Origin of the sequence: Mesorhizobium sp. B2-2-3, from assembly GCF_006442405.1 — a bacterium.
Lineage (GTDB): Bacteria > Pseudomonadota > Alphaproteobacteria > Rhizobiales > Rhizobiaceae > Mesorhizobium.
Genome location: NZ_VFWC01000010.1, coordinates 191,472 through 206,602, shown reverse-complemented (window position 1 = coordinate 206,602; position 15,131 = coordinate 191,472). Strand labels below are relative to the sequence as shown.

At 61.4% G+C, this 15,131-nt stretch carries 16 protein-coding genes; 8 read left to right on the top strand and 8 right to left on the bottom strand.

Features of this window, described 5'->3' with window-relative positions; genetic code table 11:
- Positions 1-55: 55 nt before the first annotated feature.
- The 6 genes from FJ951_RS20145 to FJ951_RS20120 form a co-directional block, all read right to left on the bottom strand.
- The gene (locus FJ951_RS20145) at positions 56-1,354 is read right to left on the bottom strand and encodes a DUF6638 family protein (RefSeq protein ID WP_140516948.1); all 1,299 of its coding nucleotides are present in this window, start codon (positions 1,352-1,354) and stop codon (positions 56-58) included.
- 42 nt (positions 1,355-1,396) lie between these two features.
- The gene (locus FJ951_RS20140) at positions 1,397-3,307 is read right to left on the bottom strand and encodes an ATP-binding protein (protein ID WP_140516946.1); all 1,911 of its coding nucleotides are present in this window, start codon (positions 3,305-3,307) and stop codon (positions 1,397-1,399) included.
- A 772-nt stretch (positions 3,308-4,079) separates the two neighbouring features.
- Positions 4,080-5,225 (bottom strand): hypothetical protein, encoded by a 1,146-nt coding sequence (locus FJ951_RS20135; protein WP_140516944.1) that lies wholly within the window; start codon positions 5,223-5,225, stop codon positions 4,080-4,082.
- Between the two features lie 41 nt (positions 5,226-5,266).
- Positions 5,267-6,355, bottom strand: coding sequence for a hypothetical protein (locus FJ951_RS20130; RefSeq protein WP_140496064.1), 1,089 nt, complete (start codon positions 6,353-6,355; stop codon positions 5,267-5,269).
- A 326-nt stretch (positions 6,356-6,681) separates the two neighbouring features.
- Positions 6,682-7,071: a cytochrome c family protein gene (locus tag FJ951_RS20125; RefSeq protein WP_140516942.1), complete on the bottom strand. Its 390-nt coding sequence runs from the start codon at positions 7,069-7,071 to the stop codon at positions 6,682-6,684.
- Positions 7,072-7,207: 136 nt separating this feature from the next.
- On the bottom strand, positions 7,208-7,819 hold the full coding sequence (locus tag FJ951_RS20120; protein ID WP_140516940.1) for a thymidine kinase: 612 nt from the start codon (positions 7,817-7,819) through the stop codon (positions 7,208-7,210).
- Positions 7,820-7,894: 75 nt separating this feature from the next.
- Here FJ951_RS20120 and FJ951_RS29035 point away from each other — a divergent pair, with 75 nt between their 5' ends.
- From FJ951_RS29035 to choV, 4 genes are all read left to right on the top strand, one after another.
- A complete protein-coding gene (locus tag FJ951_RS29035) occupies positions 7,895-8,020 on the top strand; it encodes a hypothetical protein (protein WP_263483040.1) in 126 nt (41 codons plus the stop codon).
- 37 nt (positions 8,021-8,057) lie between these two features.
- A complete protein-coding gene (locus FJ951_RS20115; protein ID WP_140496061.1) occupies positions 8,058-8,993 on the top strand; it encodes a choline ABC transporter substrate-binding protein in 936 nt (311 codons plus the stop codon).
- A gap of 139 nt (positions 8,994-9,132) precedes the next feature.
- Positions 9,133-9,987 (top strand): choline ABC transporter permease subunit, encoded by an 855-nt coding sequence (gene choW / locus FJ951_RS20110; RefSeq protein ID WP_140516938.1) that lies wholly within the window; start codon positions 9,133-9,135, stop codon positions 9,985-9,987.
- A complete protein-coding gene (gene choV / locus FJ951_RS20105; RefSeq protein WP_140516936.1) occupies positions 9,984-11,165 on the top strand; it encodes a choline ABC transporter ATP-binding protein in 1,182 nt (393 codons plus the stop codon). The genes choW and choV overlap by 4 nt, the downstream gene beginning before the upstream one ends.
- Before the next feature lie 15 nt (positions 11,166-11,180).
- Here choV and FJ951_RS20100 read toward each other — a convergent pair whose 3' ends face one another.
- Positions 11,181-12,590: an ATP-binding protein gene (locus FJ951_RS20100; RefSeq protein ID WP_140516934.1), complete on the bottom strand. Its 1,410-nt coding sequence runs from the start codon at positions 12,588-12,590 to the stop codon at positions 11,181-11,183.
- Positions 12,587-13,303 (bottom strand): response regulator transcription factor, encoded by a 717-nt coding sequence (locus FJ951_RS20095; RefSeq protein WP_140496057.1) that lies wholly within the window; start codon positions 13,301-13,303, stop codon positions 12,587-12,589. The genes FJ951_RS20100 and FJ951_RS20095 overlap by 4 nt, the downstream gene beginning before the upstream one ends.
- A 280-nt stretch (positions 13,304-13,583) precedes the next feature.
- Between FJ951_RS20095 and FJ951_RS20090 the strand changes: the two genes are divergently transcribed.
- From FJ951_RS20090 to clpS, 4 genes are all read left to right on the top strand, one after another.
- Positions 13,584-13,886: a hypothetical protein gene (locus FJ951_RS20090; RefSeq protein WP_140496056.1), complete on the top strand. Its 303-nt coding sequence runs from the start codon at positions 13,584-13,586 to the stop codon at positions 13,884-13,886.
- A 38-nt stretch (positions 13,887-13,924) separates the two neighbouring features.
- Positions 13,925-14,158: a hypothetical protein gene (locus FJ951_RS20085; protein ID WP_140496055.1), complete on the top strand. Its 234-nt coding sequence runs from the start codon at positions 13,925-13,927 to the stop codon at positions 14,156-14,158.
- Between the two features lie 211 nt (positions 14,159-14,369).
- A complete protein-coding gene (locus tag FJ951_RS20080) occupies positions 14,370-14,693 on the top strand; it encodes a hypothetical protein (RefSeq protein WP_140496054.1) in 324 nt (107 codons plus the stop codon).
- Between the two features lie 100 nt (positions 14,694-14,793).
- Positions 14,794-15,099, top strand: coding sequence for an ATP-dependent Clp protease adapter ClpS (gene clpS, locus FJ951_RS20075; protein ID WP_140496053.1), 306 nt, complete (start codon positions 14,794-14,796; stop codon positions 15,097-15,099).
- The last annotated feature ends 32 nt before the right edge of the window (positions 15,100-15,131 follow it).

Below are 15,131 nucleotides of genomic sequence, written 5' to 3'. Positions count from 1 at the left end.
GATAACATCATGCGCCAAAACAACAAGTTAGAACGAAATGACGGCCGGTTTCGTTCTAGTCAGTCAGGCCGTAGAGGCGCGTGCGGAACGCCACCTTGTCCTTCAGATATGTGGTTTTCAGAACGTCCACAACATGCGATCGCCAGGCGTCGCTGAAGCCCTCATAGTCCTTGTAGAAGCCCTGCTTGTTGAAGACGTAGCGCGAGACGAAGTCCGACGGCACGAAATCCGAGATCAGCCGGTTGGTCAGCCAGGCGTCGGGATGGTCGGGCTTGGCGCGGACCACCAGGAAGCGCTGCTGCGGGAACACATCCTCGATCTTGAGATGGCCGAGCTGGGCAATCTCGCGCTTGGCGGCGTTGAGGAAGGGGAAATTGCCGTCCCTGGTGATCAGGTCGGCATGGCCCTGGATCCAGGTCTGCAGCCAGACCTTGTCGACGTCGGTCAGATTGCGATCCGGCTCGGCGTCGCGGATCAGCGCGCGCACCACCATCTCGGCGCGGTGCTCGAGATAGCCCGAGGCTTCGATCCAGGAGGCGCGCGGCAGTTCGATGCGGCCGGTGGCGGCGAGGAACTTGAACACCTTGTCGGCGTCCTTGATCGAGAGATAGCTTACCTGCCACGGCCGCGAGCGGCGGAAACCGGGGGCCGCCGGATCGCTGATGACGGTCGTCATGTCGGGGTCGACGAACACGTAGAGCCCGCCAAAATGGCTGGTCCAGTAGGCGTTGTGGCGGAAGATTACCTGGTCGGGCACCAGCGCGTTCTCGCGGATGTCGCCGCAGATCTTGGCCAGTTCCACCATGCGGGTGAGCATGGCGTTGTCGCGCCAGGCGTCAGGCTCCTGTTTCAGGCGGTCGACGAGCTTGCCGAGCTCCGCGGCCTTGCCCAGCACATCTTCGGCCGACAGCACCTTGAACTCGACCTGGTTGATCGACAGCAGATCCTCGATATCGTTGACCTTGGGAATGGAATCCTCGATCTCGCCGTAGATGACATCCTTGATGGTCAGCGCGTCGATGGCGCGCTGATTCCTGGACATGAACTCGAACATCAGCTGCGAGGTGTTGGAGAAGGCGGTGTGCACCACCGGCAGGTCGATCTGCGACGGCGTCAGGATGATGAAGCGGCGGTTGACCTCATTGGGATCGAGGTAGCCGTAGTCGCCGCATTCCTCCGCCACTTCCGGCGAAAAACCGGTGCGGTCGATCTGGAAGCTCTTCAGCTTGGTGGGCTCGAGGCCAAAGGCGGCAAGCGCCTTGTTGTAGCGCTCGATGAGATGCGGCTCGTCGACGACGAGCAGCCGGCCGTAAATGAGCTCGTTGTCGCGCAGGAGATCGGGTTTGCGGGCCATTATTCCTTCTCCCACAAGGGGAGAAGGAAAGGCCGGAGCGCATCACGCATTCCACAGCCCCTTTTTCTTCATCTCCTCCATCTCACGCGCTGCCCGTTCGCGCAGCCGCGCGTCGCGTAATAGCTTTTCCACGGCGGAGTCGTCGGACTTGTCGGAGTAGCGGAACTCGCTGTCGGCGTAGCGGTTGATCTCCTGCATGACCATGTCCATCGAGAACGGGCCGCGCAGTTGCTCGATCATCACTTTCTTCTCGTCATAGCTCTTGTGCATGAAAACCTCTGGTTTTTCGAACCAGTCGTCGGGAAGCTCGATGTCCATGGCGCGCATCTTGATGGCGTCGGTGACGTTCTTGATGGCGCGGCCAGTGAAGCGCGGCTCGGCCTGCTTGATCAGGTGCAGATAGGTGCCGATGTCGGCCATGGTCTTGGGCGCGCCATTCTCCTTCATGTAGCGCTCATGGACCCGCATCAGCCCGTCCTCCTGCGGCTTCTCGTGCTCCTCATAGGCTTCGGCCACGGCGCGCTGGATCTCCTGCGCGGCGTAGAGTTCGTGGTCGCCGAGCGGGATCTTGTGGTTCTTGCCGGCGAGCAGCACGAAAATGTCGATGTAATCGTCACGCGTCTGCGGCCCGTCGACCAGCCAGCGGGCGCCGGCGCGCTGGCGCAGCGCATCGTCGACATTTTCGGGATAGTTGGAGAACATGCCGAACGAGCAGTTGCCGCGCACCACTGTGGCGGCACCGGCGAAGGCGTCCATCAGCACGCCGGTGATCTCCTGCTGGCCGGCCGAGGCGCGGTCGTCGGAACGGCGCGCCGCCACCTGGTCGATGTCGTCGATGGTGCCGAAGCCGATGACGCGCGGGTTCAACACATTGTTGATGAACTGGCGGCAGTTCTGGCCGGACTTGCCCTGATAGGACGAGATCTGGTCGACGCCGAAATTCTCGTAGGCGAAGGGATAACCGGCGACCTGGCAGTAACCATTGACGAGACCGGCAATCATCTGGATCAGCGTCGTCTTGCCGGTGCCCGGCGCGCCGTCGCCGATGAAGGTGAACAGGAAGCCGCCGAGCTCGACGAACGGGTTCAGCTCGCGCTCGAAGTCATAGGCCATCAACATCTTGGCGAGCTTGACCGACTGATATTTGGCGATGTGGTTGCCGACGACCTCTTCCGGTTTCTTGAAGGTCATCACCAGCGGCCTGGAACGCTTGCCCGGCGCGACGTCGAAGCCGTCGAGCGTGAAATCGTCGGCATCGATGCGGACATGCGCGTTCTCGAACGGGCCGATGCCGTCGAAGCGGCCTTTTCGTGCCAGGAGGCCGTCGATGGCGACACGGGCGAAGGCGCGCGCCCTGGTCATCAGGTCGGCATCGTCGGATGCGCCCGAAATCGCCTTGTCGAGACCGGCCAGGATCGACTTCACCGCGTCCTGCGGCGTGTCGAAGAGGAAATCCGGCTCGGGAATGTCGTTGGGCGCCTCGCCGTCGCTGTCGATGAGCTGGAACAGATAGGAGGACAGGCTGAAGGCGGCAATGTAAGCCGAGGCCGACAGAAGCTTCTTGAACGTGGCGGCCTCGTCGCCTTCGAGGGGAGCGCGGGTGTTCCTGGCCTGCAGGCTTTCGAGATCCGAGCCTTCGGCGAAAACATCCGATATGGCGAGCGCGAGCGCCGTGCCGCGCCGGGCGCGAAACAAAAGTGTGTGCTGCGGGATGGTCAGCAACTGGTCGTCGGGGTGAACGGCGCCGACGGTCTTCGCCAGCTCGACCTCGCGCGTGCGGCGCACCGAACCGACAGAGACGGTGGAGACGAAGCGGCGATTGGTGCCGGCAAGCGCGGTGCCGGAGGAGCTAGACGGGTCTTCCAGCACGACGATGCGGGTGATGAAGCTCTGCGCGGTGGCGCGGTGCTTCTCGATCGCCGCTTCCGGGATGGTGGTCAGGCCGGTATCCATTCCTATACCCCAATTGAAGACAGTAGGTTGTCGATTGACGGAGCCATGTTCTTAAGAAAGTAATCTATCCCAAATATCACAAAATATACGATGCATGCCCACAAAAAAGGGTAATATCCATCCACTCTGAATAATATTCCTACCATGTAAGAAAAATTTACGATCAGAGTAACAATGATAATTGTAGCGGGGCGGGTGCTTTCGAAAATTTCTTGCCAGGAATTTATTATTAATGCGACCAATGTTATTGTTAGCAGAATACTAATAGAAATAATCGATAGTTTAATGTGCTTCCTAAATTGGGGGTCGTCACGAAATGACTGTAGGGAAAGTATCAGAAATGTGAGTGAAAATGGCAGCAGCGATAAACCAATGTACCAATCGCTGGGTGGTTTGACGCTTGGCGTAGAGAAAAGGGCCGAGCTAATAATCGTCACAGATGCGAAATTGAGAAATGCTAGTATCTTATTTTCGTCGTCAAAAAAGCCACTAAGGCGAACTCGGTGAGATCGTAAAAAATATGGAATCAAAACTATCGAGGAAAAAGTTAAGTCATTTCTGAAATCTGAAAGATCAATTAAAATAAATCTTGATACTATAGACCATATGTAGTTAAATACTAATTGGTAGTGAATTACGATTCGGGATAAAGTATCCGAGATAAAGTCTCTCGCTGGGCCTGCAACTGAAAACAATTGAAGACCTGCAGCCGCGGCTGCTGCCGTCCCAAGCCAGGTAAATTGATGCCGCAAATTTCCGAGTGAGCTACTCATTATACGTCCGAGATGACCTGTCCGTTGGACAGGATGTGGACCTTGTATCCGGAAAAGATCTTCTGCGCTTCGCCCGCGGCATAGAGCGCCTGGTATGCCTCGTGCGGGATCAACGCGTGGTTCTCGTAGCTCGACACGCCCTGGCGCGCGGCCTCGAGGTCGTCGGTGTTGATGAAGAACTCCTGCGTCGTCTTCTCGCTCGAAAACAGCCCCCTGCGGCCGGGTTTTTCGCCCTTGGAGTAGACCTCCTGGATGGTCCAGGTCAGCAGCCAGGCGTTCTCCGGCTTGCGCACCTTGGCCAGAACCTCGGTCACCGTAGAATTGTTGTCGGTGATCCCGGCCGAATAGAAGGGGCCGAGCACGACGCGCCGAAGCTGCTTGGGGTGCAGCGGCTCGAAGTCCTTGTCGAGATTGACGGCGATCGTTGCCGGCGACAGCGTATAGGCCGAGTTCTTCTCGGTGAAATCGTCGAAGCGATGGGCAAGCTCGGGATTGAGCAGGCCATCGACTGGCAATGGAATGTCGATCTGGTCGTTGAGCTTGCCATTGCGGTCGACGAGCTGGCGGATCATGTCTTCGGAGGAATCTTCCACCGTCACCATGTAGACCAGCGGCAGGTTGGCGCTGCCGTCGAAGGTCGCCCAATGGACCAGGTAGTAGGGCCGCGCCGTCTTCGGATTGACGGAAACCTTGGCCGTCTGCGCCAGGGTGAAGGGGCCGAAGGTCTGCTCGCTCTTGACGTCCTCGAGATAAAGCCTCTCGGCCATCGACTTCTGCAGCGCTTGGGGGAATTCCTTGTGGCGCAGGATGAAGTCGGCCATCTCCTCGCGCAATTCGTCGGCCAGCGGGATGTTGGCGAGCCGCGTGTCAGCCTGGCGGCGGTCGTTTTCGAGCTCGAGCAGGTTCTGGAACACCGGGAATCCGCTTTCGGCGCGCGAAATGCGGAACGTGTCCATGAAGCCCAGCCGGTTGCGCCAGCAGGAGAACGACTTGTCGAGCCGGGCGATGTATTCGGCGACGATCTTGGCGACGATGCCGTGCCGGTAGAGCGGCGAGCGATCGTCGCGCATGAACACTTCCAGCCCGCCGAGTGCTGCCGTGATTGCCGAGAAATACCGCGCCGCCGCGTCGTTTTCGGAGGTCATGCTATTGGGCCTTGGCATTGTCGCACCGGTGCGGGCGGCAATTACGACTGCACGTAATTGGCCGAATTGTGCTTCTTCAGCACCTCGTCGAAACGGCGGGCGAAGGCGTCGTCGGCCAGTTTCTTGCGGCGCTGGATGTCGGCGGTGGCAACCATGTTCTTCTCGTGCATCTCGAGCAGGTCGCCAATGTGCTTCTGCGAGGCGGCGCCGATGCCGGCCATGGTCTCCTCGGCGGTGTTGTCGACCTGGCTGCCCAGCGTGTTGATCTTGTGGGCGACGTCCTGCTGAGCCGCGGTCTTCAGCGAATCCTCCAGTGCCTTGTAGAGGACGATGCGCTGCTCGGTGTCGATGGTCAGCTTGTTGATCAGCGTCGACTGCGCTGCGATCTGGTTGTTGAGCGAATCGACGAAGGTCTGGAACATCGAGGTGTAGCGCTCCAGCGTCTGGCTCTCGGCCAGCAACTCCTGTTCCTTGGCCTGCTTCTCATTGTATTCCGTGGCGAGCTTGGAACGTTCGCCTTCGAGCTGCGTGCGTTCCTTCTGGCTGGTGGAGGCCGCGATCTTGTTTTCGATGTCGAGCAGCATCGGATTGAGCTCCTCGATGCGCTTCTGCACGGTTTCCAGGTTGGACATGGTGGCCTTGCGGCGCTCGATAACCTGCGACAGGCTGGTCTCGGAGGTTTTGTAGCGCTGGTCGAGGACTTCTTTCTGCGCCTTCAATATGCCGACGATGGTGTCGGACTTGGCCAGCAGTTCCTGCAGGTTGCCCGCCAGTGACATGTTGCGGACGCGGTCGGTGCGCAGACGCTGCTTGCGTTGGCTGGAGAAGATGCCGATGAAGTTTTCCCAGCCGGTGTAGTTCTTCATGCTCTCGAACTCGGCGCCGAAAACGTTGGTGGCGTCCTCCAGCCCGATGATCAGGTCGGCGATATTGCCTTCCATCACCTTCTGCTGCTTCAGCACGTCTTCGATGCGGGCGTTCTCGATATCGAAATTGGCGTCGCCGATCTTCTTGTCGGCGGTGGCAAGTTTGTCGAGCACGGCGCCGGACTGGTCTATCTTGGTGCGCATGTCCTGGACGACCTGCTTGGTCCTGGCAATTTCAGCATCGAAATTCTGCAATGTCGCCATAAGGGCCTCCCGCTCCGGCATCAGGTCGCTGATTGCGAACAGCGGCGAATATATGTGGGGCTTCAGGGGATTGAAAGACGTGAAGACAGGGGCGCTTCGAAAACAAAAACCTTGCCCACGCCCTTGAAACGCAATCGATCCGCGATCATGGCGAAAGGATCGTTTGGAATACGCGTGGTTCAACTGTCATTGAACTTCAACGTCGGCGGATGTCGGCCAGGCATTCAGTCCCCCGCTGCCACGAATGCCTGAAATCCGACGGAGCATTGAGCGCGGTGAGGACGGTGGCAGCTCGGCGTCCATCGCGGGGACGGAATAATCCTGGCTCAGGGCTTGGGATCGGCCTTCAGATAAGCGATGACATTGGCGATGTCCTCGTCGCTGCTCAGGCCGGCAAAGGCCATCTTGTTGCCGGGCACTTTTTGCCGCGGCGCCTTCAGATACTCGGCGAGGTTGGCCTCGTCCCAGACGAGACCGGCGGCGCCTGCACTCTTCATCGCTTCGGAGTAATGGCCGAGGAAGCTCTCGGCACTGCCGGCGGCGCGGCCGACGACACCCATCAGATGCGGGCCGACCTTGTCGCGGTCGCTCGCTGCTTCATGGCAGGCAAGGCATCGGTTGAAGACCCTCTTGCCCAGTGCCGGATCGCCGCCGGCATGGGCGGCAAGGACGCCGGCAAGCAGAAAGGCTGCGGCAGACGAAGCGGCTCGAAACATGGCTATCCCCGACGAGTTCTGGCTGGAACGAGAGGACGCAGAATAGGACCGGGGCCTTAACAAACGCTGCATCGTGGCGGGATCGCGAAAGCCGATCGATGGCGGCAAGTGTGGCGGCCGTGATACCACAGCCCGGTCAAGGCGCGACAAAGCCGATGAAATCGTCGGGGGCGGCGCGACCCATTTCTTCTTCCCAATGGCGACGGCAGAGCGAGACATAGACGTCCTTGCCGATCGCCACCTGTTCGCCCTGCCGAGCGACCTTGCCGTCGGGGCCGAGGCGCACCACCATCGTCGCCTTGCGGCCGCAGCGGCAGATGGTGCGCACTTCGCGCAGCTCATCGGCTATGGCCAGCAACGCGCGCGAGCCGGAAAACAGCTTGCCCTGGAAATCCGTGCGCAGGCCATAGCACATGACCGGAATGTCGAGCCGGTCGGCGATCCGGGCGAGCTGCCAGACCTGCTCCTCCTCGAGGAACTGCGCCTCGTCGACGAAGACGCAATGCACGGCACCGTGCTGATGATGTTCGGCGACGCGGGCGAACAGGTCGTCGCCGTCACGAAACATCTCGGCTTCCGTTTCCAGTCCGATGCGTGACGAAATCAGGCCGGTGTCGCCCTTGCGGTAGTGGCCGGCGACGAACAGCATCGTCGTCATGCCGCGCTCGCGGTAATTGTACGACGCCTGCAGGAGCATCGTCGTCTTGCCCGCATTCATCGTCGCGTAGTGGAAATACAGTTTGGCCATGGCGCCCTTTTAAGCCCACTTGGCCGGGCCCGGGGAAGGCCCCTGGCAGGCCTTCCACCAAAAAAGCCGGCTCGCATGGAAAAAGCGGCTGACGTGTCGCTGATCGGCCAGCCAGCGCCGTTGATCGTGATTGCCTTAATGCTTGAAACCGCACGAGAATGGTGTTTGGCTGACGAAACAAGGCGGGCACAAAAACCGTGACTTCGCCTCGCCAAAGAATCGAAATGGGAGAAAGTTCATGTCGCGTATGAATTCCTTCGTCGCAGGCCTCGGCCTTGCGGCTTTCTTGTCGACGAGCGCTGCCTTCGCCGGGGATCCGGCTAGCTGCAAGGCGGTACGCCTTTCCGATGTCGGATGGACCGATATCCAGGCGACGACCGGCATCGCCTCGGTGCTGCTCACGGCGCTCGGCTACGAGCCGCAGGTAATCCAACTGTCGGTGCCGGTGACGATGGCGTCGCTGAAGAACAAGGACCTCGATGTCTTCCTGGGCAACTGGATGCCGTCGATGACCAACGACATCAAGGACTACACGGCCGACGGTTCGGTGGAGACCATCAGCACGAACCTGACCGGCGCCGGCTACGGCATCGTCGTGCCGACCTATGTGGCGGATGCCGGCGTCAAGACACTCACCGACCTCGGCAAGTTCAAGGACAAGTTCGACGGCAAGATCTACGGCATCGAGGCCGGCAATGACGGCAACCGCATCATCCTCGACATGATCAAGAACCCGAAGGACAATCTCGAAGGCTTCGAACTGGTCGAATCCTCGGAGGCCGGCATGCTGACGCAGGCCGAGCAGTCGATGAAGAACAATGAGTGGATCGCCTTCCTCGGCTGGACGCCGCACCCGGTGATGGGCGCCATGAAGATCACCTATCTCGACGGCATGGGCGACAGCGGCTTCGGTGCCGCCACCGTCCACACCAATGTGCGCAAGGGCTACACCACCGAGTGCCCGAACGCCGGCAAGCTCATTGCCAACCTCAAGTTCAACCTGGACATGGAAGGCCAGTTGATGGACGCCATCCTCAAGGGCGGCGACGCCCAGACTGTCGCCACCGACTGGCTGAAGAAAAATCCGGATGCCGTGACACCCTGGATCGCCGGCGTGACCACCTTCGACGGCGGCGATGCGGCAGCGGCCATCAAGACCGCACTGGGGAGCTGAGCCGACTGACTTCGGCATGCACGCGTGAGAACAAAAGGGCAGCCACTGGAAAAGGCTGCCCTTTTTCATATGCTGTGAGAAGATGACGTGACGACAGCGGACACCGCGGCAAAGCGATGCCGGTAGGAGAGGGGGCAAGATGGATCCGATTTCCAAATTCCTGGTCAGCTACAAGATTCCCATCGGCCCATGGGGCAAGGCGTTCTTCGGGTTCCTCACCGACAATTTCGACAACGTCTTCAGGGCCTTTTCCAACGGCCTGAACTTCATCCTCGACGGCCTGGTCGACCTCCTGCTGGTGGTGCCGCCGGTGCTGCTGGCGCTCATCATCGCCATCATCGCCTGGCTGCTGCAGCGTTCGCGCCCGCTCGCGATCGGCGTCTTCCTCGGGCTGATCTTCATCATCAACCAGAACCTGTGGAAACAGACGGTGCAGACGCTGGTGCTGGTCGTGGCCGCCGCCGCCATGGCAATGGCCATCGGCGTGCCGCTCGGCATCTGGGCGGCGCACAAGCCGAAGGTCTACCGCTTCATGCTGCCGGTGCTCGACCTGATGCAGACGCTGCCGACCTTCGTCTACCTGATCCCGGTGCTGACCCTGTTCGGCCTTGGCAACGCGCCCGGCCTCATCGTCACCATCATCTTCGTCATCCCGACCGCGGTCCGGCTCACGCATCTCGGCGTCGTCTCGGTGCCCAAATCGATCATCGAGGCCGGCGAGGCCTTCGGCGCCACCAGGAGCCAGCTGCTGTGGAAGGTCGAGCTGCCCTCGGCGCTGCCCACCATCATGGCGGGCCTGACCCAGTCGATCATGCTGTCGCTGTCGATGGTGGTGTTCGCGGCGCTGATCGGCGCCGGCGGGCTCGGCACCGAGATCAACCGCGCGCTCGGTTCGCGCCGCATCGATCTCGGCCTCGAGGCCGGGCTCGCCATTGTCGTGCTCGCCATCGTGCTCGACCGCATGACCCGCATTGGCGTTGGAGGCAAGAAATGACCGTCGCCGTCGATTTCAGGAACGTCGATATCGTCTTCGGCGCCGACCAGGCGGGTTCGCTGGCGCTGATCGACAAGGGTGCGACGCGCGCCGAGATCCTCGAGCAGACCGGCAATGTGCTCGGTTGTGCCGGGGCCAGCCTTACCGTGCATGAGGGCGAGATTTCCGTCCTCATGGGTCTGTCCGGCTCGGGCAAGTCGACACTGCTGAGAGCGGTCAATCGCCTGAACGTCGTCTCGCGCGGCCAGGTTCTGGTCAAGGATGGCGACCGCACCGTCGATGTCGTCACCTGCGACGAGGCTACCTTGCGGCGCCTGCGGCAGAAGCAGGTTGCCATGGTGTTCCAGCAGTTCGGCCTGCTGCCGTGGCGGACGGTGGAAGAGAATGTCGGGCTTGGCCTCGAACTTGCCGGCGTGCCGGACGCCGAGCGCAAGGAGCGCGTGCACAGGCAGCTCAAGCTGGTCAATCTCGAGCAGTGGTCGAAGAAATACGCGCATGAGCTTTCGGGTGGCATGCAGCAGCGCGTCGGCTTGGCGCGCGCCTTCGCCACCGAGGCGCCGATCCTTCTGATGGACGAGCCGTTCTCGGCGCTCGACCCACTGATCCGCACCAAGCTGCAAGACGAGTTGCTGCAGCTGCAGGCCGAACTGAAGAAGACCATCATCTTCGTCAGCCACGACCTCGAGGAAGCGCTGAAGATCGGCAGCCACATCACAATCATGGAGGGCGGACGCATCGTGCAGACCGGCGCGGCGGAGGACATCGTGCTCAAGCCGGCCAACGATTATGTCCGCGACTTCATCGCCAATGTGAATCCGCTGTCGGTGCTGACCGCCTGGAACGTGATGCGCGACCGCCGCGATCTCGAACAGGGCAAGGACGGCTGGGTGTGGCTCGACCGGCGCAAGACGACGCGCTTCAAGATCGACGATCATGGCCTTGTGGCGGCGGCCGAGCGTGACGGCAAGCCGGCGGTATGGGTGTCCTGCGCCGACGTCGAAGGCCAGTCCGAGGAAGCGGCTCAGGTGTTCTGGGCCAATCCCGGAACGTCGCTGAAGACCGTGATGCTGGCCATGCACCGATCGCAGACTGCGCCCGTGGCGCTGTTCGATGATCAGTCGCGCTTCGTCGGCGCGATCGGCATCAGGGACGTGCTGAGCGCGGTGCTGCGGCGGTAATCCCTCAGTCCTGTCTCAAGTCGCCAGCGGCAGCCTCAATTCCGTCAGCAGGCCGCCCTCCGGATGGTTGGACAGGCGGATCTCGCCGCCGGCGGCACGGGCGATGTTGCGGGCGATGGTGAGGCCGAGGCCGAGGCCGCCGGTCTGGCGGCTGCGGGACTGCTCCAGGCGTACGAAAGATCCGAACACGGCGTCGATCTGGGCTTGCGGAATGCCCGGCCCTTCGTCGCGTATGGCCAGCGTGATCATGTCGCCCGACCGGTACAGGCAGAGATGCGCCTTCTTGCCGTAGGTGACGGCATTCTGGACAAGGTTGGTGATGCAGCGCTTGAGCGCGACCGGCCGCGCCATGCAGATCAGGCCGCGCGAGCGCGTATCGTCATTGTCGAAGGAGACCTCGGTGTAGCCGTCGGCGATCGATTCCACCAGCGACCAGAAGTCGATGCGCTCGCTCTTTTCCTCGTTCACCTCGAAAGTGGCGAAGTCGATGACCGAACTGGCGATGCTTTCGACATCGGCGAGATCGTGCGCCAGCGCCTCGCGAACCGCCGACTTGCGCAACAGTTCCAGGCGCAGCCGCATCCTGGTCATCGGCGTGCGCAGGTCGTGCGCCAGCGCGGCGGCCAGGTGCTCACGGTCCTCGACATATTCACGCAGTCTCGCCTGCATGGCGTTGATCGCCTTGGCGGCGGCGCGCACCTCGCGGCTGCCGCTTTCGGCGATCGGCGGGCTCTTGAGGTCATTGCCGATCCGGTTCACGGCGGTTTCCATCATTCGGTAGGGCGCGGTCAGCCGGCGCAGCGACCAGATCGACATGATCACCACCAGCCCCGCTATCAGCGAATAGAGCGGCAGGCTGTCGAAGCTCAGGATCGGGCCGACCGGCGTGATCGGCTCGGTGAAGTTCAGCCATTGGCCGTCGGCGAAGCGCAGCGAGGCGGTCAGCTTGTCACTCTGGGCGAAATTCGCCGCCAGCACCAGGAGATCGCGTTCCACCTGGCCGACGTCCCTGTTCATGACCTCGCCACCGGGGCTGTCGGATTCCTGCGTCGCCGGATCGCGCCGGACGCGCGCGTCGGTGACGCCGAACTTCGACAGCCGTCCAACGAGAATGTCTTCCAGCTCGGCGAGTTCATCGTCGCCGGCGATCGACGAGGTGACCGCGGGGGTGTCTGAAACCGTGAGAGCGTAGGTGGCGTTGAACAGGCCGGATGCGGTCGCCTTGCGCTCCTCGGGCGTGGCGGCATGCATCAGCTGCACCAGCGAATAGGCGCGGTCGTTGAGGCGGTAGAGATCGACCACGTCATTGGCGGCCGCGCGGTCGCGCGACACGATGTAGAGCGTCGCGACCTGACTGATCAACAGGCCGGCAATGACGATCAGCAGCACCCACACAGGCAGGGTCTGCGGCAGGAAACGTCTCATTCGGAAGTCGTTTCGGGGAGGAACTGATAGCCGCCGCTGCGCACCGTCAGGATCAGCTTGGGCGTCTTGGGGTCATCTTCCATCTTGCGCCGCAGCCGGCTGACCAGGATGTCGATGCTGCGGTCGAAGGAATAATCGCTATCGCCGCCGGAGAGTTCGATGAGCTGGTCGCGGGTCAGCACGCGCTGTGCGCTCTTGACGAAGGTCTGCAACAGATTGAACTCCGCCATGGTCAGTTCGACCCTGACATCGTCGGGCGCGGTCAGCCGGCGCCGCGAACAATCCATCGTCCAGCCGGCGAAGCGGTAGATCTGCTTCGATGTGACGCGTTTGGGCTCGGGGGCACCGTTGCGCCGCAGCACGGCGCGTATGCGGGCCAGCAATTCGCGGGGGTCGAAAGGTTTGGGCACATAGTCGTCGGCGCCCATCTCGAGGCCAACCACGCGGTCTGTCGTCTCGGTGACGGCGGTCAACATGATGATCGGCGTCGAATACTGGGCCCGGACGTCACGGCACAGTTCCAGCCCGCTCCTGCCGGGCAGCATGACGTCGAGCACGATGAGATCGACCTGTGCACGGCGCAGGATCGTTTCCATCTCGGTGCCGTCGGCGGCAACCGATGTGTGCAGGCCGCGCTTCTGGAAGAACTCCTGCAGCAGGTCGCGAATGCCCTTGTCGTCGTCGACGATCAGTATGTGTGCGTCGGATTTCACGGGGATCCTGTCTTCGTTGACCTGCCAAGCCGGCAGGCGGCCACCCACACGATAGAATTCGGGCCATATGTTGGCCAGTGCCTTGGATTTCAAGGCAAGGTAAATCTGGCAATCTCCACACCGAATGCGCTGGAGGCCTCCCGCCGGGGCGCACAGACACAATCCAGAAACAAAATTCTATAATCGGGAAAAACTCCTGAAAAACTAGGCCGGCATAACGGTGCCGTGGCGGTCAGGTCATTTGGCCGCGACGCAAGTCTCCGGGTTCACGGATTAACCGATGCCAAGGTTGTCGATCAGTTTGTTGGGTGCGTTGATGGGCATTTCGCTCGTCACAGCCGCTGCTGGACAATCGGATGCAAAAGTGACGCCCACCACCCGGACCGAGCGGTGTGCCAATCTCAGCCACCAATTCGATGAAGCCCTCGAAACCCATGCCGCGGCAACGCAGGTCACCGCGGCAAAGGCACTTCAGAGAAAGGGCAACCGGTACTGCGCCGCCAAGAAACAGGCACAGGGTATCCGGATGCTCGCCAACGCTTTGAAGTTGCTGGGGGTGACACCGAACGACCCGGTTCAGTGACACTCGAAACCCGACCCGCATGAAAAGGAAATGAAGCCATGAAAAAGTCCATCCTCTCCGCCACCGGTCTCGCCGTTGCTCTCGCCTTCGCCATGCCGGCTCTCGGCAACGCCGCTGCCACCACGACCGCCGCTCCGGCTGCTTCCTCGACGACCACCGCTCCGGCGACCACGACCGCCAAGCCTCCGGTGAAGAAGGTCGTTGCCAAGAAGCACAAGAAGGCGAAGAAGACTGTCAAGAAGACCGACAAGAAGGTCGCTCCGAAGGCTTAATCCAGGTCGGGCACACTGCCTGCCTTATGACAAGGCCGCTCCAGTCGCGTTTTGCTGGAGCGGCCTTCTTCCTGTCCGAAAAAGCCGAAGGCCGTGTATCGGCAGTGAAGCGAACGGACAGGTCCGAACGATGTGGCCGAAGCCGGCGCCGGCGGCTTTGCCTCGATCGGCCTTAACCCGATTGCAAGGCCGGCGCCGTAGGACAATCCGCATGAAGAGGCGGCTTTCGTCCATTCTGCGCTCGATCGTGTTCGGCAGCCTGGTCGCCACCGGCGCCGCCCGGCTTATGATCCTGTTCACCGCCAGTCCCGTGCCGGATCCGGCCAGCGGCCGCACCGAGCCGTCACTGTTCGCGCCTGTGATTTCCACCGACTGGGATTACATCACGCCCGCGCAGACCTGGCTGCTCATCGCACTTGCCAGCGTGACGCTGATCTGCGTCGTCGCCTGGCCGGTCGCATCCTGGATGGAACGCCGGTCGGATGCTGCCGGAAACTTGCCCTCCCGGAGCGGCTTCGGCCGCCAGGGCCGTTGAACCGCGGGCCGCACTTCCCACATAGCTCTGTGATTGGACGCTCGCTTTCGCCCGTGCGAAAATAGGGGCGTAGCCGAGGCTCGCGCAATTGCCGGTTCCCATGCCTGAAATCACGACAAAACCCCGTACGCAGACCCTACCCAAGACCGAGCGGCCGAAGCTCTACAAGGTCATCCTGCTCAATGACGATTTCACGCCGCGTGAATTCGTGGTGACGGTGCTGAAGGGCGAGTTCAAGCTCAGCGAAGACCAGGCGCATCGGGTGATGATCACGGCGCATCGGCGCGGCGTCTGCGTCGTCGCCGTCTTCACCAAGGACGTCGCCGAGACAAAGGCGACACGGGCCACCGACGCCGGCAAGGCCAAGGGCTATCCGCTGATGTTCACGACGGAGCCGGAAGAGTAGAGCAGGTTTCTTCCCTTCTCCCACAAGGGGAG